Raw genomic sequence first — 23,195 nt, forward strand, 5'->3', positions numbered from 1 at the left:
CCGGTCGGTGACAGCCAGGCGCTCAGAAGCCGCCGCCGTCGAATCCCCCGCCGCCGCCGTCACCGAAGCCGCCCCCGTCACCGAAGCCGCCGCCGAAGTCGTCCGCGTTGAAGTCGGATCCGGAGAAGTCGCCGCCCTCGGCGCCTGTCGGGCCGCCGAAGTCGGCGCCGTAGGCGTTCGACGACATCATCATGTTGCCGAGTACGGTGCCCACCAGGAGGCCGGGCAGCAGGCCACCGCCGAAGTAGCCGCCGGCCCAGGGGGCGTAGGCCGGGCCCGCGTCCCAGTAGGGGCGGTCGCCGTGCGCGGTGCGGACCGTACGGGACAGCGGTTCCCGGCCGTCGTCCAGGCGGGCCTTGTCCGCCGCGCAGACCGGTACGGTGCGCTGGGCGCCGTCGGCCGGCGCCCACTGGACGTCGACCACCGACGGGCCGTGCCGGGGGTCGAAGAAGCAGGGCACCCGGCGTTCGGGCAGCGGCTCGCCGGTGCGCCGGGCGGCGAGGGTGGCGAGCGAGAACCGGCCGTCCTCCAGGGCGGCGGTCACGGACTGGACGTCGCCGGGGTGCACGGCCCGTGCCATCGCCGACTTGGCGCTCTCGTACGCGTCCAGCGCATGGCTGTAGTCCGCGCGCATCGCGTCGTCGGCGCCGGGCTCACCGGGGCTGAAGTCGAGCCGGTCGAGCTCTTCGCCGAAGGCCGTGATGTCCTCGTCGACGACGACCCGCAGGTCCTCGAGCGCGGCCCGCTCCTCCTCGGCCCGCTTGCGGCGGTTGCGGCGGGCGATGGCGTACGCGCCACCGCCTCCGATGACCACCAGCGCGCCGAGCCCGATGGCCGTGCCGGTGCCGAGGCCGGAGTTGTCCGCGCCGCCCCAGGAGGCGGGGGCGTGGCCGTTGGCCTGCTGGTCGGCGATGTCCACGAAGCCGTTCAGACGCTGGGAGACCGTGGGGTAGTCGGAGCGTTTGACGGCGCCGACCAGGTTCTGGACCGAGCTGTGCGGCATCACCCGCGGGTCGGCGCCGGCGTTGAAGCGGTTCCCGAGCTCGACGGCGTAGACCCCGCTGATGCCGACCTTGGTCCGCAGGTCCTGGAGCAGTGTCTTGGCCGGGTATTCGGCGGCCTTCGGCAGGACCGCGACGAAGATCGGCTTGCCGGAGTTCTTGATCTTCTTGGCCAGCGCGTCCGCGTCCGCGGAGGAGAACTGGCCGGAGGCGCGGGGATCGACGTAGACGGGGCCCTGTTTGAGGGCTGCCGCGGCCGCGTCGAGTCCGCCGACGGCACGGGCACCGGGCGCCAGCGCCGTGACCACCGCCAGGAGGGCGGCCACCAGCAGGAGCACCGGGCCGAACAGCGCATGACGGGTTGCGGTCTTCATGCATATGACGCTACCCGAACAGCACTTTCAGGACATCACCGGCGACGGGTCCGGCGCAGGGCGGTCACGGGAGCCATTGGGGTGACCGGAAAACGCCCACCGCCGGTGAGTGTCCCGCGTCCGGCGGCGCCTGTCGCGCCGGGCATGTCCATCCAGGTGATCGCTCAGCGTGGCGTTTTTGATGATGAAATGACCGGGGATGTACCGGCTCGCCCCTCCCCCGAGGAAACGAGATCAGGATGCGCCGGGCCGCCTCGCTGCTCATCTCCGTGGCCGTTGCCGTCGCCGCCACCGCCGTGGCCTGTCTGCTGGTACTGACGCTGCTGCCGTCGCACGCCCGCCCCTGGCCGACGGAACCGATGACCACCAGTGCCCCCGCCGCCGCGCCCAGCCATGCGGGCGTCGCGGGCCACGGCGGCTCCGCGGCGCGCGCGGCCACCTCCGGCCTGAGCACGGCCGCCCGGCAGCCCCGGCGCGCACCGCGGACGGGGCGGATCGCGGTGACGGCGCTGCAGGCCGGTCTGAGCTTCCGGGTGAACGGCAGTTTCAGCGTGGCCTGGACGAACAACACCGGCCGCGAGGTGGACGTCTGGCTGAATGTGCGCACCCACGGCAAGAAGACGCAGCGGCTGGCGCTGGTGGCGCCGCGGGCGGGTGCCGGGCCGACCGGCGAGGCGCTGGTGACGCTCCCGCGGGTGGCGCCGGGCCGCGCGTACTCGCTGGAGGTGGCGGCCGGCGACGGCGCGGCCCGCGCCTTCAGCACGGGCTTCGCCGTCACCGGCTGACCGCCCCCTCCCTACGGCGCGCTCAGCCCCACCAGTGACGCCAGCGCGTCCCGGTGCCGCCCCGGTGCGCCCAGCGCGATTTCGTCGCTCTTGGCCCGCTTGAGATAGAGATGGGCCGGGTGTTCCCAGGTCATCCCGATGCCGCCGTGCAGCTGAACGCATTCCTCGGCGGCACGTACGGCCACCGGGGCGCAGTACGCCTGGGCGACGGCCACCGCCACCGGGGCGTCGGGGCTGCCGGTGGCCAGCGCGTCGGCGGCGTTGCGGGCGGCGGCGCGGGCCGAGGCGACCTCGAGCCACAGGGCGGCCATCCGGTGCTTGAGTGCCTGGAACGAGCCGACGGGGCGGCCGAACTGGGTGCGTTCCGCGGTGTAGCGGACGGTTTCGGCCAGGCACCATTCGGCGACACCGAGCTGTTCGGAGGCGAGCAGCCCGGCGCCGGTGAGCAGGGCGCGCTCGACGGCGGCGCGGGCACGGTCCCCGGTGGCCAGGAGGCGGCCCCGGGCGCCGTCGAAGGTGAGATGGCCGAGCGGCCGGGTGAGGTCGAGCGGGGTGACGGCTTCGGTGCGTACGCCGTCGGCCGCGGCGTCGACCGCGTAGAGGGCCGGGCCGTCCGGGCGCGCGGCCCACACCAGCAGCAGCCCGGCTGCCGGGGCGTCGGCGACCGAGGTCACCCGGCCGGTCAGCGCGCCGCCCGGGTCGGCCCGTACGACGGGTTCCGCCGCCCCGCCGGGCGCGGTCGGCAGCGGGAGCGCGAGCACGCCGACCGTCCGGCCGTCCGCGAGCGCGGCGAGCGGCCCGGCGACGTCCTCGTGGTCCGTATCGCAGCCGAGGAGCGCGGTCACCGCGATGACGGCGCTGGTCAGATAGGGCACGGGGGCGACGGAGCGGCCCAGCTCCTCCAGCACGACGGCGGCCTCGCGGGCGCTCGCGCCCTGTCCGCCGAGCTTCTCCGGGACCAGCAGTCCGGCGGTGCCGATCTCCGTGGCGAGCGACCGCCACAGTCCACCAGGGGTGGGGAGGTCCGATTCCAGGCCGGCCAGCACGGTGGCCGGATCGCTGCGGTCGGTGAGCAGGGACCGTACGGCGTCGCGCAGCGCCTCCTCGTCCTCGGAGTAGAGGAGGTCGGGGTCGGGGGCGCTCGGCAGAGGGGCGGTCATCGGGGGAGGTCCTTCCACGCGACGTCCTTGTCGGTGCGCGGCTCGGGCGGCAGCCCCAGCACGCGTTCGGCGACGATGTTGAGCAGCACTTCGGAGGTGCCTCCCTCGATGGAGTTCCCCTTGGCGCGCAGATAGCGGTAGCCGGCCTGGCGTCCGGTGAAGTCGACGCCTTCGGGGCGGCGCAGGGTCCAGTCGTCGTAGGTCAGTCCGTCCTCGGCGAGGAACTCCACCTCCCAGCCGCTGATTTCCTGGGCGAGCCGGGCGAAGGCCAGTTTCATGCCGCTGCCTTCGGGGCCGGGCTGGCCCTTGGTGAGCTGCTGGCGCAGCCGTTCGCCGGTCAGCCGGGCGACCTCGGCGTCCACCCACAGTTTCAGCAGCCGCTGGTGCAGGTCGTGGGTGCGCAGTTCGGGGCGCTCGCGCCAGTCGTCGGCGGCGACGCCGATCATGCCGCCTTCGCGGGGGATCCGGGCGCCGCCGATGGCGACCCGCTCGTTCATCAGCGTGGTCTGGGCGACCCGCCAGCCCTCGCCGACCTCGCCGAGGCGATGCGCGTCCGGGATCCGCACCCCGGTCAGGAACACCTCGTTGAACTCCGCCTCACCGGTGATCTGGCGCAGCGGCCGTACCTCGACACCGGGGTCGGTCATATCGCAGACGAAGTAGCTGATGCCGCGGTGTTTGGGCAGGTCGGGGTCGGTGCGCGCGATGAGGATCGCCCACCGGGCCTGGTGGGCGCCGGACGTCCAGACCTTCTGGCCGTCGACCACCCAGTCTCCCCCACCCTCCCGTACGGCGCGGGTCGCCAGCGCCGCCAGGTCGGAGCCCGCGCCGGGCTCGCTGAACAGCTGGCACCACACCTCCTCGCCGGTCCACAAGGGGCGCAGAAAGCGCTGCTTCTGCTCGTCAGTGCCGTAGCGGAGGAGGGTGGGCGCGGCCATCCCGAGGCCGATGCCGATCCGGCCCGGGTCGTTGCCGGGGGCGCCGGCGGCTTCCAGTTCGGCGTCCACCACCACTTGCAGGGCGCGCGGTGCGTCCAGCCCGCCGAGTCCCTGGGGGAAGTGGATCCAGGCGAGGCCGGCGTCGAACCGGGCGCGCAGGAAGTCCAGCCGCCCGGTGGTGGCGGGCGGGTGCGCGGCGAGCAGGTCGGCGGTGCGGCGGCGCAGGTCGGAGGCGTCGGTCATCGTGCCTCCTCCAGTCCGGGGATGACGACCAGGCGGCCGGTGGAGGTGCCGTCGGCGACCCGCTGTACGGCCTCGGCGGCGCCCGCCAGCGGGACCCGTCCGCCGATCAGGGGGTTGATGACGCCCTGTGCGGCGAGCTTGGTGAGTTCCTCGTGGCAGGCGTCGATGGCGCCCGGGTCCTTGGTGTTGTAGAGGCCCCAGTGCAGGCCCAGGACGGAGTAGTTCTTCACCAGGGCGTGGTTGAGGGCGGGCGTGGGAATGGCGCCACTGGCGAAACCGACGACGACGATCCGGCCCTCGAAGGCGATGCACTTGACGGACTTGGCGTACGCATCGCCGCCGACCGGGTCGTAGACCACATCGGCACCGCGGCCGCCGGTGGCCTTTTTGACCTCGGCGATGATGTCGTCCGCGCGCCGGTCGAGGACGAGGTCGCAGCCCAGTTCGCGGGCGATGCGGGCCTTGTCCTCGCCGCCCACCACACCGATGACCTGCGCGCCCGCGGCCTTGCCGAGCTGTACGGCGGCGCTGCCGACGCCACCGGCCGCGGCGTGCACCAGCAGGGTCTCCCCCGCCTGCAGCCGCGCCCGGCGGTGCAGCCCGAACCAGCCCGTCTGGTAGCCGATGTGCAGGGCCGCGGCCTCGGCGTCGTCCAGGGATTCGGGAGCCGGCCGTACGGTGGCGGCGTCGACGACCGCGAGCTCGGCGAACCCGCCGTCGGGCAGCGGCGGCTGGGCGAGCACCCGCTGTCCGATCTCACCGGCCGCGCCCTCCCCCACGGCCAGCACCTCGCCGCAGATCTCCACGCCCGGGGTGAACGGCAGCGGCGGCCGCACCTGGTACTGGCCGCGGCACAGCAGCGCATCCGGGAAGTTGATGTTGGCGGCCCGTACCCGCAGCAGCAGCTGCCCGGGACCTGCCTGCGGGTCCGGCACCTCTTCCAGCCGCATCACCTCGTGCGGCTCGCCGTTCGCGTGTACGCGCCATGCCTTCACCTGGTGCCTCCACAGACCTCGGATATGCGGGCGGAGGGACGGCGCACCGGCCCCCTTCCCCTCATCGTCGAACGACATACTAAGCGGTCGGTATCGCTGAGGGAACAGTCTCCTGGCACTGCCGAGCCTGGTACTGACAGGGTCAGGCTCGCCGCCGTCGGATGACCGAGACTGGCGGCATGGACTCACCAGGCATCGACACCCCCGCCGAGCTGGGGAACTTTCTGCGCACCCGCCGCGCCCGGCTGCAGCCGGAGGACGTCGGGCTGGTCTCCTACGGGGCACGCCGCCGCGTCCCCGGACTGCGCCGCGAGGAACTCGCCCAGCTGGCCGGGGTCAGCGTCGCGTATTACACCCGGCTCGAACAGGGGCAGAGCCACAACGCTTCGGAAGGGGTGCTGGACGCGCTGGCCCGCGCGCTGCGGCTGACCGCCGACGAGCGGGCGCATCTGCTCGATCTGGCGCGGCCCACGCAGACCCGCCGCCGGCCGGCGGTCCGCCATGACAAGGCCCGCCCCGGGGTGCTGCAGCTGTTCCGCGCCCTGGAGGGCGTACCGGCCGTCGCGCTCGGGCCGCGCTTCGAGGTGCTGGCGTGGAACCGGCTCGGGCACGCCCTGATAGCCGGGCATCTGGACTTCGACAGCCCCGGCCGCCCCCTGGACCGCCCCAACACCCAGCGCCTGCTCTTCCTCGACCCCCACACCCGCGAGCTCTACCCGGACCGCGACGCGGAGATCCGCCGCGCCGTCTCCGCGCTGCGGGTCGCCGCGGGACAGCGCCCGGACGACCCGCAACTCGCGGAACTGATCGGTGAGTTGTCGATGAAGAGCACCGAGTTCGCCGCCCTGTGGTCGCGGCACGGCGTGAGCAACTGCACCTTCGGCACCAAGCGCTTCCACCATCCGCTGGTGGGCGACCTGGAGCTGGAATTCGAGATGATGCAGACGCCGGACGGGTCCGGGCAGGGCGTGCTGATGTACACCGCGGCGGACGGTTCGCCCTCCGAGGCGGCGCTGCGGCTACTGACCGCGGAGCGCGGACCAGACGTCCGGGTCCTCGAACCCGAGCGCCCATAGGCCGGTGCCCCGCACGCCGTACTTCCGCAGCAGCGGCAGCTGCTCCGCGACGCCGCGTGCGTCCTGGTACCAGACCTCGTGCTCCGCGCCCTCGCTCTGGTAGCTGAAGTGCGGGGTGCCCGACCGGGCGTCGAAGTGGTAGCCGGCGCCCGTCTGCCGGCGCAGCGACTCGGCTTCCTTCCAGGTCAGATGACCGGCCCGGCCCTCGGTTCCCTTGGCCCAGTCCCAGCCGTAGCCGGGGAAGGCCATCTCGATCTTGTTCCGCGGGATGGTGCCGGTGGCGTAGCGCAGAATCTCCTCGTACCACTGCTTGGAGGACAGCGGGCCCGCCTGGCCGCCGGACCAGTGCAGGTCGTAGCCCATGATCCGGACCCGGTCGGCGACCTTGCCCAGGTGCTGGTAGTCGTATGCCTGGCCGGAGCCGCGGACCCGGGCCAGGACGGTGACCACGCACTGTTTGCCGCGTACGTGCAGCCGCGCGCACAGGTCGCGGGTGAGCAGGTTGAATCCGGTCCGGACGCGCTCACGGGCGGCGCGGTCACCGGTGACGGCCATCGTTTCGTAGTCCAGGTCGACCCCGTCGTACGAGCGGCTCTGCGCCATCTGCAGCAGGGCGTCGACATGCGCCGCCCGGCGCCTCGGATCGTTTATGAGATCGGCCATCTCGGCGGCGCCCGGGGTCTCGGTCACGGTGGGCACGACATTGATCCCGGCGCGGTGCAGCCCGTCGATGATGGTGACGTTCCCCGCTCCGTCCTGTCCCTTGATGCCGTCGGCCGAGGCCTCGTACCAGAAGGGGCTGACGGTGTGCAGCTGGTCGGCGTGTTCCAGTGCGTCCTGGTAGGCGGCCTCGGTGTCGCCCCAGTACGGCAGCCAGGCCGAGCCGGTGCGCCGGTCGGCGGCCAGCTCGACGGCGGCTTCGGTCCCCGGTGACGCCGCGGCCACGGCCGCCGGGGCGAGTGGTCCGGCGAGCGCCACCGCGGTCAGCAGAAGCGCGAGCCCGGGGCGGGCCCGGGTAGCTGATGCATGGTCCATTCCTCGAGCTTCACCCGGTGTTGCCGTCCGCGCTTTGTCAGTTCGGCCGAACGGAGGGCCGGCGGCGGTGCGCTCGTGCCGTACGGGTGAGCGCTCCTGACGGGGTATGAGAAAACGCCGCCCGTCGCAGCCGCCACTGCCCCGCCAATCTGCCGCAAGGATCTCGCGCGCCAATCCAGGCGCATGGCAGCATCTTCGGGGCGGCACGGTGAGGCGCCGACGGGCGCCACTGACGGTACGGGGGCGGAGCGGATTGCCGGAACGCACGGTGGGATTTCAGGGGATCGAGGCACTGTGTCACGAGTGCCGGGCGCGGGTGCAGGACGGCGCGGCCCCCGACGGGCCCGGCCTCCCGGTGATCGTCGCGCTGGGGCCACGGGGCAGCGGGAAGACGACCTTGCTGCGGCGGCTCGGCCGGCAGGCCGCCAACCGCCCGCACGCCTTCTACGGCTTCGGTTCCACGCCGCACCGCCCGCACGAGGTGGCCGGTCTCCTGGCGTACGGCCTCTCCCGGCGCATCCGGCATCAGCCCGCACTGCTGTTCCCCCGGCTGACCCTGGGCCTGTTCGTCGTCGATCCCGGGCTGTCCCTGGACGGGACGGACCGCAAGCGGGCCCGGCAGCAGCTGCGCCGGGCGCTGCGGGGGCCCGCGGAGCAGCCGCGCCCGATGGCCGATTTCGTCACCGGCGCCGCCGAGCTGCTCACCAACCTCAATGTGCCGATTCCGGGCATCGGCCTGCTGGCCGCCCTGATCCGGCAGCCGCCACGGCTGCCGGCCGGCCTCACCCGGCACACCGAGTTCGGCTGGTACGCGGACCAGGGGCGGTCGGCCCTGGAGGCGCTGATCGACCTGAACCGCCAGGCCAAGAGCCGGGACGGGGCGAGCCGGGACGCGGTGGACCGGCTGTTGTGCGAGGCGTTTCTGGCGGATCTGCGGGGCGCATACGCGCGCCGGCAGCATGACCGTAACTGCCTGGTGCTGCTGGACAACATCGATGCCGCGGGCGGCCGGGACTTCCTGGAACTCCTGGTGGAGCTGCGGCACGCGAGCGGCCGGCCCGATCCACTGCTGGTCGTCGCCACAGCGTCGGACGCCCGGGGCGTGCGCATCCGGCCGCCGGAGCTCGCCGGCCGTGCCGACTGGGAAGAGGGGATTCCCCGGCCATGGCACAACCAGCAGTGGCGCTGGTACCACGTACGGCTTCCTGACCTGACCGCGCCCGAAACTGCGCAACTCGGCGCCCACTTGGCGCCCTCGCTGCCCGAAGCACCGCCCCTAGTCCAGGATCTGACGCAGGGTCATCGAGGAAGCGTGACCACGCTGCTCAAGGCCGCCGCCGCGTCCCCCGACCACGACGGCTCCCTGTCCCGGCTGCGCGACATCCTGACCCGGCCGTCACGCCTGGACGCCGAGCTACTGCCGCAGCTGCTGGCCGGCCTGACCGAGAACCAGCTGAACGTGCTGACCACCTGCAGCGCCGCCCGGGAGTTCCACACGGCCTTCGACGCCCGTCTCGTCGACATGCGCGTCTACGACACACTGGCGGACAGCTTCGGCACCCGGTGGTGGCTGACCGAGCCGGTCCCGCAGGACGCGGCAGCCCGCGGCGGCCATGGCGCCGGCTACCTCGCGGGCCGCCATCCGCAGCCCCTCAGCTCCCGGCCGGTACTGCACCCCTGGCTGCGCCTGCTGCTGCTGCAGAAACTCGCCCACCGGCCGGAATATCCCTGGGACCAGGTGCACGGCCATCTCAAGAGCCGGCATCAGGGCGGCGGGCGCGACCCGCACCGGATCGACGAGCTCTATCACTCCCTCGCCCTCGGCGAACTGGACGCGGTCGTCGCCCACCTGGCCCGCCGGCTGACCCAACTCGAGGACACCGACGCCTGGTTGTACGAGCTGTACGCGATCACCGCCGCGCCGCTGCGCGAGCCGGTGGACACCGGCCTGCCCGCGTCGCGGCGGGCGGACAACCTCGCGGCGCGGCTGGGCCGGGACGCGTTCGGTACCCACCGGGCACTGACCGTGCTGGTGGTGGCGCTGTGGCTGGCCTCCGACCCCCGCAACCGGCTGCCCCGCGCGCAGCCCGAACTCCACTCGACCATCGGCTCGATGTTCCGCGAGCTGGCCATGCATACGGATCCGGCCAGGGTGGGCCTGCGCCACGAAGCGGCCAGATATGCGGAGCACGCCGCGGCCCGCCCCTACCGATAGGAGCCGGATCATGCTCGACCCCGATGGCCCCCTCGACCCGATAACCCCCTGGCACCGGACCCGGAAAGGAATGTCCCTCATCGTCGCGGCCGTGCTGCTGTGCGCCGCCGGAATCACGTATCTCGTCCGCCCTGCGCCGCCGGACAATTCCTGCGGAAATGGCGCGCCGGGCCTGCACTGGGCCGGTTCGGGAGCGGACCGGGAATGTGTGGGCCTGACGAACGAGACGGCCTACGCCGCCGATCCGCGACTGCGCGACATCACCGAGAAGATCGCCCGCGAGAACCGCCGGGTACGCGACCAGTGGGACCATCCGAGAAAGGGAAAGAGCCGGGTCGATTACGTCAGGGTCGGCCTGCTGACCCCGATGACCGAGAGCGACACCAGCGCGCTGCCCATCGGGGAGATCAGGAGCAGCCTGGAAGGCGCCTATATCGCCCAGTGCCGGGCGAATGCCTGCCCCGGACTGGCGCCGGACCAGGCGACCGGAATTCGCGGCACCACCACTCCGCAGATCCAGCTCGTCATCGCCGACGAAGGACGCGGCGAAGCCCACTGGAAACCGGCCGTCGACCAGCTGAAGGACCTGACCGGCGGCGCGCACCCGCTGGTCGCCGTCACCGGCATGGGCATCAGCATCGAGGAAACGCGGAAGGCCGCCGTCGAACTCTCCCGGCACCACATCCCGTCCATCGGCGCCGTTCTGACCGCGACCGATGTCCATGCCGACCGGCTGTTCAAGGTGTCTCCCTCCAATACCGAATACGCCAAGGCGCTCCGCCGGTACGTCGACCATTCGCCGCTCGCCCACAGCCGCGGTTATCTCGTCTTCGACAGCCGCCCGGACAACTACGTGCGCACCATGCGCCAGGCCTTCGACACGACGTTCCGGAGCTATCTCGGAAATCGCCGTACCTCATTCGTCGGTGCCACCGGAAACACCCCGGCCGGAACTCCCCGGCTCTTCACCAATGTTTTCAACAACATCTGCCAGACGAAGGCCGACATGGTGCTGTACGCCGGCCGCGACCGCGACCTCGGCCCGCTCATCACCGCCCTCGCCGACGGCCAGTGCGACCAGAAGAAACCGCTCACCATTCTGACCGGCGCGACCGGCGCCTTTCAGCAGGCCCAGGACCGCAGGGGCCTGCTCGTCAAACACCGGATCACCGTCCTGGACGTGTCCTCGTCGAACCCCACGCTCTGGCTCAAGGGACGGTACGCACCGCCCGGGTTCGCGCCGTTCCACGACAGCATGAAAGACCTGGGCTTTTCCGCATCCGTTCTCGACGACGGCTACGCGATCATGCATCACGACGCCGTACTGACCGCGGTGTGGGCCGCCCGCGGCGTCACCGGCCAGACCGGCAAGGCCACGCCGGACATCGAGGACGTCTACCACGAGATCACCAACCTCAACCACACCACCACCGTGCCGGCCGCCAGTGGCCGGCTCAGCTTCGACGATGCCTCCGACGGCTGGCCGCACAACAAGCCCGTCCCGCTGATCCGGATCCCGGACCCGCTGGATGACGCGACGCCGCCGTACCGGACGCCGTAGCCGGTCGGTGGCCCGCCGTCGGCCGTTCCCGTGCCGCCGCCCCTATCACAGCCGCCGCGGGGAAGGCGGGCCATCGGGTGATCCGGTCGGCCGCCCGGCAGTTGGGACTACGTTGGGTGAGCATGAGCGAGGCACACCTCGCCGCGGTACGGCTGCGGCTGCGACGGATCGACGAAACCGGCGACACGGCACCTGCGTTGGAGCCGGAGGCGCTGACGGAGGCCGAGCACGTCGGCCAACTCCTCGCCCAGGACGATGACATGGACGCGGACTTGAAGGCGCGGGAGTGCCTGGGCCGGCTGTACTGGATCAGGTCCGGGGCGCTGCCCGCGGCGGACGGGCGCCGGGAGCGGCAGCGGGCGGTGGAGCTGCTGCGTCCGTGCTTCCTGGCCGGTACGGCGGACCTGCCCGCGCCGTTGCTGCCGGAGCTCGCCGACGCGGCCGCCGCCGAGGCGGCCCGGGTGCTCCACGAAGCGACGGCCGCCGCCGATCCGGCGGCGCTGACCCGGGCCGTCGAGCTGTGGCGGCGGATCGGCGACGCTACCGCCGAGGCGCCGGGCGGCCATCCCGGGCGGGCGAGGCACCTGGGCGGTCTGGGCACCGCTCTGCTGGCCCGGTTCGAGCGGCTGGGTGACGCGGCGGATCTGGACGAGGCGGTCGCCGTCGGACGGGCCGCGGCCGACTCCACGGCGGCGGACGACCCACTGCGCTACACCTACCTCGGCCGGCTGTGCACGCTGCTCCGGATGAGGTTCGCGCACTTCCACGAGGTGACGGATCTGGACGCGGCGATCGCGGCGGGCTCGGAGGTCGTCGAGAAGGCCCCGACGGGCTTCGCGGAGCGGCCGGTGGCGGTGAGCAATGTTGCCATCGCACTGCAGAGCCGGGCCCAACGCACCGGCGAGGCGGCCGACCTGGACCAGGCCATCGAACTCCTGCAGTCCGCCGTGCACGGCTTCCCGGCGACCGACCCCAGCCGGCTCTCCGCGCTCGCCAACCTCGGCAGCGCACTGCGCACCCGCTATCAACAGACGGAACGGTCCGCCGACTTGGACGCGGCCGTCGCAGCGGGGCAGGAAGTGCTGGCCGCCACTCCGGCCCACCACCCGCAGCGCGCGGCACGGCTGTCGAACCTGGGCCTGGCCCTCCTGCTCCGCTTCGACCTCCGAGCCGGCGCCGCCGATCTCTACACCGCCATAGACCTGACCCGGTCCGCGCTGGCCGCCATGCCGGCCGGCCTGCCCATCCGTCCGGGCGTGCTCAACCACCTCGGGCTCGCGCTGTGGTCACGGTTCCTGCGTACCCGGGACACCACGGATCTGGCCGCCGCGGCCCGCGAGTTCCGGTCCGCGGCCGAGGCCACGGCCTCCGCCGACCCGGCGCGCACGCAGTATCTGGCCAACCTCGGCAACGCCCTGCGGCTGCGCTTCGCCACCACCGACGACCGGGCCGATCTCGACGAGTCGATCGCCGCCCTCCGCACCGCCGTCGCCGCCGCTCCGGCCGGGCTGCCCGGCACCGCGGCGTTCGCCGCGTCTCTCGGGGACGCGCTGGCCGACCGGTACCGCCGTACCCGGGATGCGGCGGACCGGGACGCGGCGGTGGCGGCGTACACCAAGGCGGCGGACGGCGCGGCGACGGCGCCCTCCGTACGGGCCGCCGCGGCGTGCTCCGCGGGCCGGCTGTCGGCCGCCGCCGCGCCCGGCCGGGCCGCGGATCTGCTGGAGATGGCCGTACGGGCGCTGCCCGAGATGGCGCCGCGGCGGCCGGCGCGTGGCGGCCGGCAGACGGTGCCGGACGCGTTCGCCGGACTGGCCGGGGACGCGGCCGCGCTGGCGCTCTCCGACCCGCGCGGTACGCCCGGCGAACGGGCGGCCCGCGCGCTGCGGCTGCTGGAGGCGGGCCGGGCCGTACTGCTCGGCCCGGCGCTGGACACCCGCGGTGATCTGACGGAGCTTCGGCTCGCGCACCCGGAGACAGCGGCGCGGTTCCACGCCCTCCGCGACCGGCTCGACCGGCCCGTGGACGACGGGCACGGTCGCGGGCTGCCGAGCGCGGAGCTGGAGCTGACGGCGGTGGACCGGCACCGTCTCGTGGCGCAACGACAGCATCTGACGGCCGAGTTCGCCGAGCTGCTGGCCACGATCCGGTCGCTCGAGGGGCTCGCGTCGTTCGGGCGGCCGCCCACCTCCGCCGAGCTGCTCACCGAGGCGGCGGACGGCCCGGTCGTGGTCTTCAACATCAGCCCCCATCGCAGCGATGCACTGCTGCTGACCCGGGACGGCATCCGTGCCGTCCCGCTGCCCGCGCTGCGGCACGACACCCTCACCCGGACGGTCACCGCCTTCCACCAGCAGCTGGCCGTCGCGGCCGGGCACCGGCACCGCAGGCGCCGCAGGGCCGCCCAGCCGGCGCTGAACTCCGTGCTCGGCTGGCTGTGGGACGTCGCGGCGGAGCCGGTGCTACGGGCGCTGGGGCATCACGGTGCGCCGCCGGCCGGGACGGCGTGGCCGCGGGTGTGGTGGGTGCCCGGCGGGCTGCTGGGGCTGCTGCCGCTGCACGCCGCGGGCCACCACGCCGATCCGGGCCCGGACCGGCGTACCGTCCTCGACCGCGTCGTCTCCTCCTACACCCCTACGGTGCGCGCCCTGCGTCACGCCCGGCAGCAGGCTCCGGCAGCGACCGCCGCCCCGCCCCGCGCGCTGGTCGTGGCGATGCCCACGACGCCCGGTCTGGCGGGCGGCGGGCGGCTGGACCATGCCGCCGCCGAGGCGGGCGCGCTCCACGACCGGCTGGACGAGGTGGTCCTGCTCCTGGGCGCCGATGACGCCAAGGGCCGCCGGAACACACCCGTTTCCCTCCCGCCCACCCGGGCGCAGGTCCTGGAACACCTGCCCGCCTGCCCCATCGCCCACTTCGCCTGCCACTGCGTCAGCCACCCCGACGACCCGTCGAAGAGCCGCCTTCTGCTGCACGACCACGACGCCGCGCCACTCACCGTCGCCGGCCTGGCCGCCGTACGGCCTGCGGGGGCGCAGCTCGCCTATCTCTCGGCGTGCCACACGACCGTCAGCGACGCCACCGGACCGGCCGCCGAGGCGATCCACTTGACCTCGGCATTCCAGCTGGCCGGCTACCCGAACGTCATCGGCACCCTGTGGGCGGTCGACGACAAGGTCTCCGTCACCGTCGCCGACACCTTCTACTCCCACCTGCGCACCGAGGGCCATCCCCTGGACACCCTCCGCTCGGCCCTGGCCCTCCACCACACCGTACGGACCCTGCGCGACCGCTTCCCCCGCACACCGTCCCTCTGGGCGGCGTACCTGCACGCGGGCGCGTAGCCGACCGCTACGCCTTCACTGATCGCCGACACCGATCACCGATCACCGATCACCGATCACCGATCACCGACACGATCGGCAACTACGTACGTCCGGCGCGCTCCTGAGCTTCCTTCAGGACGTCGGACGGATCGGCCCACCGTGCCCGGATGACCGGGAACCCCGCCTTCTCACAGGCATCGCACACCAGCCCATCGTCATCGACGACATACCGGACCTCCCGATCGCGGGCCATCCGGCGCAGGATCTCCAGCTTGGTCTGCCGGGCGGGGCGCCGGTCCGCATGGGAGGGCCACGCCCTCGGCGGCGTGGGGGTACCTCCCGTGCCCTTAAGGCATGGGGGAGGGTCCTCGGTTGCCGCCGCGAAGAAGGCCTTCCAGTCACGCGGGGTGCACTGCAGCAGATGCTGGCGATGACCGGAGTCGGCGAGCGTACCGTCCAGGTCGAAGACCGCCAGGGCTCGCATCGTCATGCCGTGGCCGTCCTCATGCCGTTGTCGTCCTCTTTCGTCGCGGCCGGTCGTCGGGCCCGTCGGGCAGTGTGACCGCGATCCGGCCGGATTCGATTCCCTGTGCGAGGGAGAGGCGATCGTACGCGATGTCGGCGCAGGTCGCGGTGTCCATCCGGAGCCGGAGGTCGGGGTGTTCGGCGGGGCCGTCGGCGTAGTGGGGGCCGTCCGGGTCGTCGAGGGTGACATGGAATTCCCCCTCGTCGAGGGCGATGTCCACCACCCCGGCGCCGTCCGCGAAGTGGCGGCCGAGCCGGGTGACGAGCGGGAGGGCGAACCAGTGGGCGCGCACCGCGTCCGTGGGGCGCTTTTCGTCCAGGGCGGGGGCGCCCCAGTCGGCGAGGGCGGTGAGCGCGGGCAGCAGGGCGCGGCCGCGGGCGGTGAGTTCGTAGACGAAGGCCGCACCGGGAGGGGCGAGCCGGCGGCGGGAGAGCAGACCGTCGCGCTCCATGTCCTTGAGGCGGGAGGCGAGCATGTCGGTGCTGACGCCGGGCAGGTCCGCGTGCAGATCGGTGTAGCGCCGGGCACCGCCGAGCAGTTCCCGGACGATCAGGAGCGTCCAGCGGTCGCCCACGGCGTCCAGGGCTCGGGCAAGGGCGCAGTACTGGTCATAGCTTCGGCGCGGCATGACACCAGCATAGACATACAGTTGGACTTTCCAAGTCGCCGCTTGGTAAAACCAAGTACGGATGTACGGTGTTGTCCGAGTGACAGTGCCGAGTGCTGCCGCACCGCGCGGTGAGCGAGGGACCGGGAGGCCGCCGCATGCAGTTCAAGCAGTCCAGCAAGATGGCCGACGTCTGCTACGAGATCCGCGGGCCGGTGATCGAGCACGCCAACACGCTGGAGGAGGCGGGGCACAGCGTGCTGCGGCTGAACACCGGCAATCCGGCGCTGTTCGGCTTCGAGTGCCCCGAAGAGATCCTCCAGGACGTGATCCGCAATCTCTCCCGCGCACACGGCTACACGGAATCCCGCGGCATCCTCTCCGCCCGCCGGGCGGTGGCCCAGCACTACCAGCAGGTCGGCCTGCCCGAGGTCGACGTCGACGACATCTACCTCGGCAACGGCGTCTCCGAGCTGGTCTCGATGTCGGTGCAGGCCCTCCTGGACGACGGCGACGAGGTCCTGATCCCCGCCCCGGACTTCCCGCTCTGGACGGCGGTCACCACGCTCGCCGGCGGCAAGGCCGTGCACTATCTGTGCGACGAGTCCGCGGACTGGCTGCCGGATCTCGACGACCTCGCCTCGAAGATCACCGACCGGACCCGGGCGATGGTCATCATCAACCCCAACAACCCCACCGGCGCGGTCTATCCGCGCGAGCTGCTCGAGGGCATGCTCGATCTCGCCCGCCGCCATCAGCTGATGGTCTTCGCCGACGAGATCTACGACCGGATCCTGTACGACGACGAGGTCCACCACCACGCCGCGGTGCTCGCCCCCGACCTGGTGTGCCTGACATTCAGCGGCCTGTCCAAGGCCTACCGCGTGGCCGGATTCCGCTCCGGCTGGGTGGTCGTCTCCGGCCCCAAGGAACACGCCGCCGACTATCTGGAGGGCCTGAACACCCTCGCCTCGATGCGGCTGTGCCCCAACGCCCCCGCGCAGTACGCCATCCAGGCCGCCCTCGGCGGACGCCAGAGCATCCAGGACCTCGTGCTGCCGGGCGGCCGGCTGCGCGAACAACGCGACACGGCCTGGCAGCGGCTGAACGAGATCCCCGGCGTCTCCTGCGTCAAACCCAAGGGCGCGCTGTACGCGTTCCCCCGCCTCGACCCCGCCGTACACAAGATCCACGACGACGAGAAGTTCGTGCTCGACCTCCTGCTCCGGGAAAAGATCCAGGTCGTCCAGGGCACCGGCTTCAACTGGCCCCGCCCGGACCACTTCCGCATCCTCACCCTCCCGCACGCCGACGATCTCGACGCGGCGATCAGCCGGATCGGCCGTTTCCTGGCGGGATACCGGCAGTGACACCGGCCCGGCGGTGACACCGGCGGTGACGGGCGGAAGCCGGGGGCCGCGCAGCCATGAGCCGCTCCGCGTCCGCCGCGCCGTCACCAGTACGCATCGTCGGTCCACGCCTCGAACCCCGCCGACTCGACCGGGTCGTCGTCCTCGTCCGGCCCGGCCAGGCCCTCGGTCGCGAAGGTGCCGCGCTGCCAGGCCAGAAGGCCGTCGATCAGGCCGTGGTCCCAGGGTTTTCCCTGGTCGGCGTGGCGGGGCCAGACGATCAAGAGCCAGGCGTCCGGGTCGTCGCCCTCGGTGAGCCAGCCGATCTGGTCGCCGTCGATGGAGTTGGCGAAGGGCAGGAAGCCGCCGTGCTCGGGCCACATGGTCAGCGGGTAGTACTCCGGGAAGTCCTCCTTGAGGCTCCGGTAGGCCCCCGTCGTCTCCGTCACGTGGTGCAGGAAGCGATGCTCTCCCGTACGCAGCGGGGTGAGGAAGCGCAGCCAACCGCTCCAGCAGCCGGCGCCGTACCGCTCCATGAGCCTCACGTACTCGCCCGGCAGCCGCGTGCCCAGCTCGGCGAAGAGGCCGTGCCAGGTGCCGTCTCCCAGGTACGGGGTCGCGGGCGGCGGGGACAGCACGCACAGCGCGTCCAGGCCGGTGCCGGTCTCCAGGGCGAATCGGCGCTCCGCCTCGGTCAGCCGCGGGACGGTGGGCTCGGGCGGGGTCCAGGGGCCGGCGGTCCCCAGGAAGGCGGTGCGGGCGACGCTGCCGGGGAGGGGGCCGAGCAAGGGGCCGGGCGGGGCGGGAAGTTCCCAACCGGTACGGACGGTATGGCGGAGGTAGGCGGTGAGAGTGAGGTCGTAGCGGTGCCAGCGCCGCAGTCCGCTGCCGGGGACGGCCTCTTGGTGGCGTACGACGACCGTCCACGCGTTGGGGTCCGCGGAGACCGAGGTGTCCCAGAACAGGACGTCGCCGCCGCGGGTGGTGCCCCAGGCGAGCAGTCCGCCAGGGTCGGGGTGAATGGCCGGCCGCCGGTCCTCCGGCAGCGCACGGGCCTCGATTCGGGCCGCACGGTGGGTGTCACGGAGCCATTCCCCGTAGTCGAAGCGCTGCTCCTGGGCACACGGGACGTGGATCCAGACATATGCGCCGAAGTCCAGCGGGCCGTGGGTGTCGGCCAGCCGCTTGTAGTCGTCCGGCAGCGCCGTCCCCAGCCACCTCTCGACCGCCGGCCAGTCGACGGGGACCGGCCTGGGCGGCCACTCCGTGTGCGGGGTGGTGAAGCCGACGATGTCCATGGCTCACCCTAACGGGCGCGCCGCTCACGAATTGTTGCCGCCCGCCTCCTTCCACGGCCCGCGACCGGCCCACACCGCCCGCCCGGCCCATGCGCCCTTGAGCGCAGGGCGTGGAGCCGCTTAGGTGGAGGGCGGTAATCCTGCCGCCCCGGAGGAGAAGGACGCGATGCCCGTACGACCAGCGGTAACGGAAGCGGATCTCGAGGCTCACCTGCGCGGAATATGTTTCAAGACGGGTCCGCCACGGCGCATCGGCGTCGAGATCGAGTTTCTGGTCCATGACGCACGCAATCCCCGATGTCCGGTCGAACCGTCCCGGCTGCACAGCGCGGCCACCACTCTGCGCGCGCTCCCCCTGCATTCCCTTCTGACCTTCGAACCCGGCGGCCAGCTGGAGCTCAGCTCGCTCCCCGCCACCTCCCTCAGCGCCTGCATCGAGGCCGTCTCGGCCGATCTGGCCCTGGTCCGTCCCGCGATGCGTGCCCTGGGTCTGGGCATGGCGGGACACGGCCACAACCCGTGGCACGCCCCGCACCGCGTGCTGACCGATCCCCGTTACAACGCGATGGAGGCCTATTTCGACCGCTGGGGCGGCGCCGGCCGGTCCATGATGTGCGGCACCGCGTCCGTACAGGTCTGTGTGGACGCCGGATACGAGGAGCCGGGGCCGCTCGGCTACGGCCGCCGCTGGCTGCTGGCGCATCTGCTGGGCGCGGTGCTGGCCGCGGCCTTCGCCAATTCGCCGACCAGCGAAGGCTGCCCCACGGGCTATCGCACCACTCGCCAGGTCATCTGGTCCCAGATGGATCCGGACCGTACCCTCGCCCCGCCCCAGGAGGCGGATCCGCGGGCCGCCTGGACGCGCTATGTCCTGGACGCCCCGGTGATGTGCGTACGGTCCGAGGACGGCCCCTGGGACGCGCCGCAGGGACTGACCTTCCGCGAATGGGTCCGTACGGGCGCGCCCAGGCCCCCGACACGGGAGGACCTCGACTATCACGTCACCACCCTCTTCCCGCCGGTCCGCCCGCGCGGCCACCTGGAACTGCGCATGATCGATGCGCAGGCGGGTGACGGCGGCTGGATCGTGCCGCTGGCCGTGACGGCCGCGCTGTTCGACGATCCGGAGGCGACCGAGACGGCTTATCGCATCGTCAAACCCCTTGCAGAGACGGCCGGTTCGCGTCCGGCGCCGCGCAATCCGCTGTGGCGGCACGCGGCCCGCGGCGCGCTGACCGACCCCGAGCTGCATGGCGCGGCGGTGGCCTGCTTCGCGGCCGCGCAGGACGCGCTGCCCCGGCTCGGCGCCTCCCCCGGTGTGCTCTCGGCCGTCGCGGAGTTCGCCGAACGCTATGTGGCCCGCGGCCGCTGCCCCGCCGACGACCATCTCGACGCGCTGTACGCCGAGGACGCAGACCGTGCGTACGCCTCCGACGCCGCGGACATCACCGAGCCCCCGGCCGGCGGCCTCACTCTTGGGAAGGACAGCCCGTGACCACCGATCCCGAGTCGCTTCGCGAGCGCGCGGCCTCGGCGCTGCTCGCCGCCCGCGACCGCACCCGCCTGCTGACCACCTGTGTGGAGGAACCCGATCTCATCGCCCAGCACTCCCCGCTCATGTCACCGCTGGTCTGGGACCTGGCGCACATAGGCAACCAGGAGGAGCAGTGGCTGCTGCGCACGGTCGGCGGCCGGGAGGCGCTGCGCCCGGACATCGACTCGGTCTACGACGCCTTCGAGCATCCGCGCGCCGCGCGTCCCTCGCTGCCGCTGCTGGCGCCCGCCGAGGCGCACGGCTATGCGGCCGAGGTGCGCGGCCGGGTGCTGGACATTTTGGAGACCAGCCCGCTGCGCGGCGGTCCGCTGCTCGACTCCGGCTTCGCCTTCGGCATGATCGCGCAGCATGAACAGCAGCACGACGAGACCATGCTGATCACCCATCAGCTGCGGCGCGGTCCCGCCGCACTCACCGCGCCCGCGCCTCCGGTCACCTCCGACGGCATCCTGCCGGCCGAAGTCCTCGTCCCCGGCGGGCCGTTCACCATGGGCACCTCCACCGAGCCCTGGGCGCTGGACAACGAACGCCCCGCGCACCGCCGGCTGCTGCCCTCCTTCCTGATCGACACCACACCGGTCAGCAACGCCGCGTATCAGCGCTTCATCGAGGACGGCGGCTATGACGATCCGCGCTGGTGGGCCGAGGAGGGCTGGGCGCAGGTGCGCAAGCACCGGCTGTGTGCGCCGCTGTTCTGGACGCGGGACGGCGGCCAGTGGCTGCGCCGCCGGTTCGGGGTGAGTGAGCCGGTGCCGCCGGACGAGCCGGTGCTGCATGTCAGCTGGTACGAGGCGGACGCCTACGCGCGCTGGGCGGGCCGGCGGCTGCCGTCGGAGGCCGAGTGGGAGAAGGCCGCCCGGCACGATCCGGCCGACGGCCGGGCGATGCGCTACCCCTGGGGCGACGAGGACCCGACCCCGGCACACGCCAACCTCGGCCAGCGCCATCTCCAGCCCGCCCCCGTCGGCAGCTACCCGGAGGGCCAGTCCCCCCTCGGCGTACGGCAGTTGATCGGCGACGTATGGGAGTGGACGGCGAGCGACTTCCTCCCGTATCCGGGCTTTGCCGCCTTCCCCTACCGGGAGTACTCGGAGGTGTTCTTCGGCGGCGCGCACAAGGTGCTGCGCGGTGGGTCCTTCGCGGTCGATCCGGTCGCCTGCCGGGGGACGTTCCGCAACTGGGACCTGCCGGTCCGGCGGCAGATCTTCTCCGGGTTCCGCACCGCCCGGGACGCCGACCCGGCGGCGGGCGAGTGAGGGCCGCGAACGGAACCACGGGAGACAGTGCGCCACGTCCAGGGGGAGGCATGAGCTGATGTGCCGTCATATCGCTTACCTCGGGCCGGAGATACCCTTCGGCCAGATGGTGCTGGCCCCGCCACAGGGGCTCTACCGGCAGTCGTGGGCGCCGCGCCGCCAGATGCACGGGACGGTCAACGCGGACGGGTTCGGGGTCGGCTGGTACGCGCCGGACGACCCGATACCCGCCCGGTACCGCCGGGCCGGGCCGATCTGGGCCGACGATCTGCTGCCCGATCTGGCGCGGGTGGTGCGCACCGGTGCGCTGCTCGCCGCCGTACGGGATGCCACCGAGGCGGGGGCCGATGCGGAGGCCGCGGCGGCGCCGTACGCGGCCGACCGGTATCTGTTCAGCCACAACGGCGCCGTGCTCGGCTGGCCCGGCTCGCTCGCCCCGCTGGCCGCCGCGCTGCCCCCGGAGGAACTGCTGCGGCTGCCTGCCCGCTGCGACGCGGCGTTCCTGTTCGCGCTGGTCCGGCACCGGCTGGCGGACGGGGACGAGCTGGGCGAGGCGCTGGCCGGCACCGTCACCGCCGTCGCCGAGGCCGCCCCCGGCTCCCGGCTCAATCTTCTGCTCACCGACGGCACCACCATCGCCGCCACGACCTGGGGCGACACCCTCTTTCACCTGACCCTCCCCGGAGGCGGCACCGTCGTAGCCTCCGAGCCCTACGACGACGCACCCCAGTGGACCGAGGTCCCGGACCGCACCCTGGTGCGCGCCACCCGTACCGACGTCCATCTCACCCCGCTCAAGGAGCCTGCCGCGTGAGCCCCCTCAGCATCACCCGCACCCTCCCTGCCGACGCCACCTCGGCCGCATTGCGCGCCGACGTCCTCCAGGGGCTGACCCGTACACCCAAACAGCTGCCGCCCAAGTGGTTCTATGACGCGCGGGGCAGCGAGTTGTTCGAGGAGATCACCAAACTGCCCGAGTACTACCCGACGCGCGCGGAGCGGGAGATCCTGCTCACCCGCGCCGCGCAGATCGCCGCGGTCACCGATGCCCGCACGCTGATCGAGCTGGGCTCCGGCTCGTCCGACAAGACGCGTCACCTCATCGGCGCACTCACCGGCCTGCACACCTACGTACCGGTCGACGTCAGCGAATCGGCCCTGGCCGCGGCGGGCAAGGCGCTGCTCACCGAGCACCCCGGCCTGACCGTGCACGCCCTGGTCGCCGACTTCCAGCAGGGACTCACCCTGCCCGAGGCGCCCGGCCCGCGACTGCTCGCCTTCCTCGGCGGCACCATCGGCAATCTGCTGCCCGAGGAACGGGCCGCCTTCCTCCACTCCGTCCACGATCTCCTCTCGCCGGGCGACGCCCTGCTCCTGGGCACCGACCTGGTCAAGGACGAGGCCACGCTGGTCGCCGCCTACGACGACGCCCAAGGTGTGACGGCCGCGTTCAACAAGAACGTGCTGCATGTCATCAACCGCGAGCTGGGCGGCGACTTCGACCCCGACGACTTCGAGCATGTCGCGCTGTGGAACGCCGAGCGCGAGTGGATCGAGATGCGGCTGCGGGCCCGCAAGGAGCTGACCGTCAAGATCCCCGCGGTGGACCTGGCGGTGTCCTTCGAGGAGGGGGAGGAGGTACGGACCGAGGTCTCCGCCAAATTCCGCGAGGACGCCGTACAGGATGAACTCGCCGCCGTCGGGCTGGAGTTGAATCAGTGGTGGACGGACAGCGCGGAACGCTTCGCGCTGTCGCTGTCGGTCCGCTTCTGAGGCGAGCCCCGTCCCGGTTCCGGGGCGGGGCCCACTCCCGGCCGGTGTGCCTGATGGCGCGCCGGCCGGGTGTCATGTCCGCGGCCGTTGTGGTTCGATGCCCCGATCGCATGTTCGCACGG

At 72.6% G+C, this 23,195-nt stretch carries 18 protein-coding genes; 10 read left to right on the top strand and 8 right to left on the bottom strand.

What is annotated here, in order from left to right; all coding sequences use genetic code 11:
- Positions 1–22: 22 nt before the first annotated feature.
- The gene (locus ACZ4S3_RS01825) at positions 23–1,375 is read right to left on the bottom strand and encodes a hypothetical protein (protein WP_467924512.1); all 1,353 of its coding nucleotides are present in this window, start codon (positions 1,373–1,375) and stop codon (positions 23–25) included.
- Between the two features lie 239 nt (positions 1,376–1,614).
- Here ACZ4S3_RS01825 and ACZ4S3_RS01830 point away from each other — a divergent pair, with 239 nt between their 5' ends.
- Positions 1,615–2,160, top strand: a complete 546-nt coding sequence (locus tag ACZ4S3_RS01830; protein ID WP_467924515.1) for a hypothetical protein — start codon at positions 1,615–1,617, stop codon at positions 2,158–2,160.
- 11 nt (positions 2,161–2,171) lie between these two features.
- Here the strand turns inward: ACZ4S3_RS01830 and ACZ4S3_RS01835 are convergent, their stop codons facing one another.
- From ACZ4S3_RS01835 to ACZ4S3_RS01845, 3 genes are read right to left on the bottom strand one after another with little or no spacing between them, the layout of a single operon-like run.
- Positions 2,172–3,320: an acyl-CoA dehydrogenase family protein gene (locus tag ACZ4S3_RS01835; RefSeq protein ID WP_467924517.1), complete on the bottom strand. Its 1,149-nt coding sequence runs from the start codon at positions 3,318–3,320 to the stop codon at positions 2,172–2,174.
- A complete protein-coding gene (locus ACZ4S3_RS01840; RefSeq protein WP_467924519.1) occupies positions 3,317–4,501 on the bottom strand; it encodes an acyl-CoA dehydrogenase family protein in 1,185 nt (394 codons plus the stop codon). Before ACZ4S3_RS01840 ends, ACZ4S3_RS01835 begins: the two co-directional genes overlap by 4 nt.
- Positions 4,498–5,496 (bottom strand): NADPH:quinone oxidoreductase family protein, encoded by a 999-nt coding sequence (locus ACZ4S3_RS01845; RefSeq protein ID WP_467924521.1) that lies wholly within the window; start codon positions 5,494–5,496, stop codon positions 4,498–4,500. The genes ACZ4S3_RS01840 and ACZ4S3_RS01845 overlap by 4 nt, the downstream gene beginning before the upstream one ends.
- A 179-nt stretch (positions 5,497–5,675) precedes the next feature.
- On the opposite strand from ACZ4S3_RS01845, the gene ACZ4S3_RS01850 reads away from it, so the two are divergent.
- Positions 5,676–6,572: a helix-turn-helix transcriptional regulator gene (locus tag ACZ4S3_RS01850; RefSeq protein ID WP_467924523.1), complete on the top strand. Its 897-nt coding sequence runs from the start codon at positions 5,676–5,678 to the stop codon at positions 6,570–6,572.
- Here ACZ4S3_RS01850 and ACZ4S3_RS01855 read toward each other — a convergent pair.
- Positions 6,516–7,607, bottom strand: coding sequence for a glycosyl hydrolase family 18 protein (locus ACZ4S3_RS01855; RefSeq protein WP_467924525.1), 1,092 nt, complete (start codon positions 7,605–7,607; stop codon positions 6,516–6,518). The two genes, ACZ4S3_RS01850 and ACZ4S3_RS01855, sit on opposite strands and share 57 nt — an antisense overlap.
- Positions 7,608–7,875: 268 nt before the next feature.
- Here ACZ4S3_RS01855 and ACZ4S3_RS01860 point away from each other — a divergent pair, with 268 nt between their 5' ends.
- From ACZ4S3_RS01860 to ACZ4S3_RS01870, 3 genes are all read left to right on the top strand, one after another.
- Entirely contained in the window at positions 7,876–9,822 is a 1,947-nt protein-coding gene (locus ACZ4S3_RS01860; RefSeq protein WP_467924527.1) for a P-loop NTPase family protein, read from the top strand.
- A gap of 10 nt (positions 9,823–9,832) precedes the next feature.
- Positions 9,833–11,383 carry an ABC transporter substrate-binding protein gene (locus ACZ4S3_RS01865; RefSeq protein WP_467924529.1) on the top strand — a complete coding sequence of 517 codons (1,551 nt, stop codon included), beginning with the start codon at positions 9,833–9,835 and terminating at the stop codon, positions 11,381–11,383.
- A 122-nt stretch (positions 11,384–11,505) separates the two neighbouring features.
- Positions 11,506–14,727, top strand: coding sequence for a CHAT domain-containing protein (locus tag ACZ4S3_RS01870; RefSeq protein ID WP_467924531.1), 3,222 nt, complete (start codon positions 11,506–11,508; stop codon positions 14,725–14,727).
- A gap of 82 nt (positions 14,728–14,809) precedes the next feature.
- On the opposite strand, the gene ACZ4S3_RS01875 is transcribed toward ACZ4S3_RS01870, so the two are convergent.
- Both ACZ4S3_RS01875 and ACZ4S3_RS01880 read right to left on the bottom strand, forming a co-directional pair.
- Positions 14,810–15,199 (bottom strand): HAD family hydrolase, encoded by a 390-nt coding sequence (locus tag ACZ4S3_RS01875; protein WP_467924533.1) that lies wholly within the window; start codon positions 15,197–15,199, stop codon positions 14,810–14,812.
- A gap of 13 nt (positions 15,200–15,212) precedes the next feature.
- Complete coding sequence (locus tag ACZ4S3_RS01880) at positions 15,213–15,863, bottom strand: winged helix-turn-helix transcriptional regulator (protein WP_467924535.1); 651 nt, start codon at positions 15,861–15,863, stop codon at positions 15,213–15,215.
- A 137-nt stretch (positions 15,864–16,000) separates the two neighbouring features.
- Between ACZ4S3_RS01880 and ACZ4S3_RS01885 the strand changes: the two genes are divergently transcribed.
- Positions 16,001–17,212 carry a pyridoxal phosphate-dependent aminotransferase gene (locus ACZ4S3_RS01885; RefSeq protein WP_467924537.1) on the top strand — a complete coding sequence of 404 codons (1,212 nt, stop codon included), beginning with the start codon at positions 16,001–16,003 and terminating at the stop codon, positions 17,210–17,212.
- A gap of 83 nt (positions 17,213–17,295) precedes the next feature.
- Here ACZ4S3_RS01885 and ACZ4S3_RS01890 read toward each other — a convergent pair whose 3' ends face one another.
- Positions 17,296–18,489 carry an SMI1/KNR4 family protein gene (locus ACZ4S3_RS01890; protein ID WP_467924539.1) on the bottom strand — a complete coding sequence of 398 codons (1,194 nt, stop codon included), beginning with the start codon at positions 18,487–18,489 and terminating at the stop codon, positions 17,296–17,298.
- A gap of 166 nt (positions 18,490–18,655) precedes the next feature.
- On the opposite strand from ACZ4S3_RS01890, the gene egtA reads away from it, so the two are divergent.
- Genes egtA through egtD form a run of 4 tightly spaced genes read left to right on the top strand, consistent with a single transcriptional unit; the run spans position 18,656 to position 23,073 of the window.
- Entirely contained in the window at positions 18,656–19,984 is a 1,329-nt protein-coding gene (gene egtA / locus ACZ4S3_RS01895; protein WP_467924541.1) for an ergothioneine biosynthesis glutamate--cysteine ligase EgtA, read from the top strand.
- Positions 19,981–21,300: an ergothioneine biosynthesis protein EgtB gene (gene egtB, locus ACZ4S3_RS01900; protein ID WP_467924543.1), complete on the top strand. Its 1,320-nt coding sequence runs from the start codon at positions 19,981–19,983 to the stop codon at positions 21,298–21,300. The genes egtA and egtB overlap by 4 nt, the downstream gene beginning before the upstream one ends.
- A gap of 58 nt (positions 21,301–21,358) precedes the next feature.
- Positions 21,359–22,114 carry an ergothioneine biosynthesis protein EgtC gene (gene egtC, locus ACZ4S3_RS01905; protein ID WP_467924545.1) on the top strand — a complete coding sequence of 252 codons (756 nt, stop codon included), beginning with the start codon at positions 21,359–21,361 and terminating at the stop codon, positions 22,112–22,114.
- Positions 22,111–23,073 (top strand): L-histidine N(alpha)-methyltransferase, encoded by a 963-nt coding sequence (gene egtD, locus ACZ4S3_RS01910; protein ID WP_467924547.1) that lies wholly within the window; start codon positions 22,111–22,113, stop codon positions 23,071–23,073. Before egtC ends, egtD begins: the two co-directional genes overlap by 4 nt.
- The last annotated feature ends 122 nt before the right edge of the window (positions 23,074–23,195 follow it).

The organism is Streptomyces sp. NPDC028368 (genome assembly GCF_055565615.1).

Excerpts from the sequence above, each read along its gene's own strand:
- ACZ4S3_RS01825 (WP_467924512.1), bottom strand. The coding sequence starts at position 1,375 with ATGAAGACCGCAACCCGTCATGCGCTGTTCGGCCCGGTGCTCCTGCTG.
- ACZ4S3_RS01830 (WP_467924515.1), top strand. The coding sequence starts at position 1,615 with ATGCGCCGGGCCGCCTCGCTGCTCATCTCCGTGGCCGTTGCCGTCGCC.
- ACZ4S3_RS01835 (WP_467924517.1), bottom strand. The coding sequence starts at position 3,320 with ATGACCGCCCCTCTGCCGAGCGCCCCCGACCCCGACCTCCTCTACTCC.
- ACZ4S3_RS01840 (WP_467924519.1), bottom strand. The coding sequence starts at position 4,501 with ATGACCGACGCCTCCGACCTGCGCCGCCGCACCGCCGACCTGCTCGCC.
- ACZ4S3_RS01850 (WP_467924523.1), top strand. The coding sequence starts at position 5,676 with ATGGACTCACCAGGCATCGACACCCCCGCCGAGCTGGGGAACTTTCTG.
- ACZ4S3_RS01855 (WP_467924525.1), bottom strand. The coding sequence starts at position 7,607 with ATGGACCATGCATCAGCTACCCGGGCCCGCCCCGGGCTCGCGCTTCTG.
- ACZ4S3_RS01865 (WP_467924529.1), top strand. The coding sequence starts at position 9,833 with ATGCTCGACCCCGATGGCCCCCTCGACCCGATAACCCCCTGGCACCGG.
- ACZ4S3_RS01870 (WP_467924531.1), top strand. The coding sequence starts at position 11,506 with ATGAGCGAGGCACACCTCGCCGCGGTACGGCTGCGGCTGCGACGGATC.
- ACZ4S3_RS01875 (WP_467924533.1), bottom strand. The coding sequence starts at position 15,199 with ATGACGATGCGAGCCCTGGCGGTCTTCGACCTGGACGGTACGCTCGCC.
- ACZ4S3_RS01880 (WP_467924535.1), bottom strand. The coding sequence starts at position 15,863 with ATGCCGCGCCGAAGCTATGACCAGTACTGCGCCCTTGCCCGAGCCCTG.
- ACZ4S3_RS01885 (WP_467924537.1), top strand. The coding sequence starts at position 16,001 with ATGCAGTTCAAGCAGTCCAGCAAGATGGCCGACGTCTGCTACGAGATC.
- ACZ4S3_RS01890 (WP_467924539.1), bottom strand. The coding sequence starts at position 18,489 with ATGGACATCGTCGGCTTCACCACCCCGCACACGGAGTGGCCGCCCAGG.
- egtA (WP_467924541.1), top strand. The coding sequence starts at position 18,656 with ATGCCCGTACGACCAGCGGTAACGGAAGCGGATCTCGAGGCTCACCTG.
- egtC (WP_467924545.1), top strand. The coding sequence starts at position 21,359 with ATGTGCCGTCATATCGCTTACCTCGGGCCGGAGATACCCTTCGGCCAG.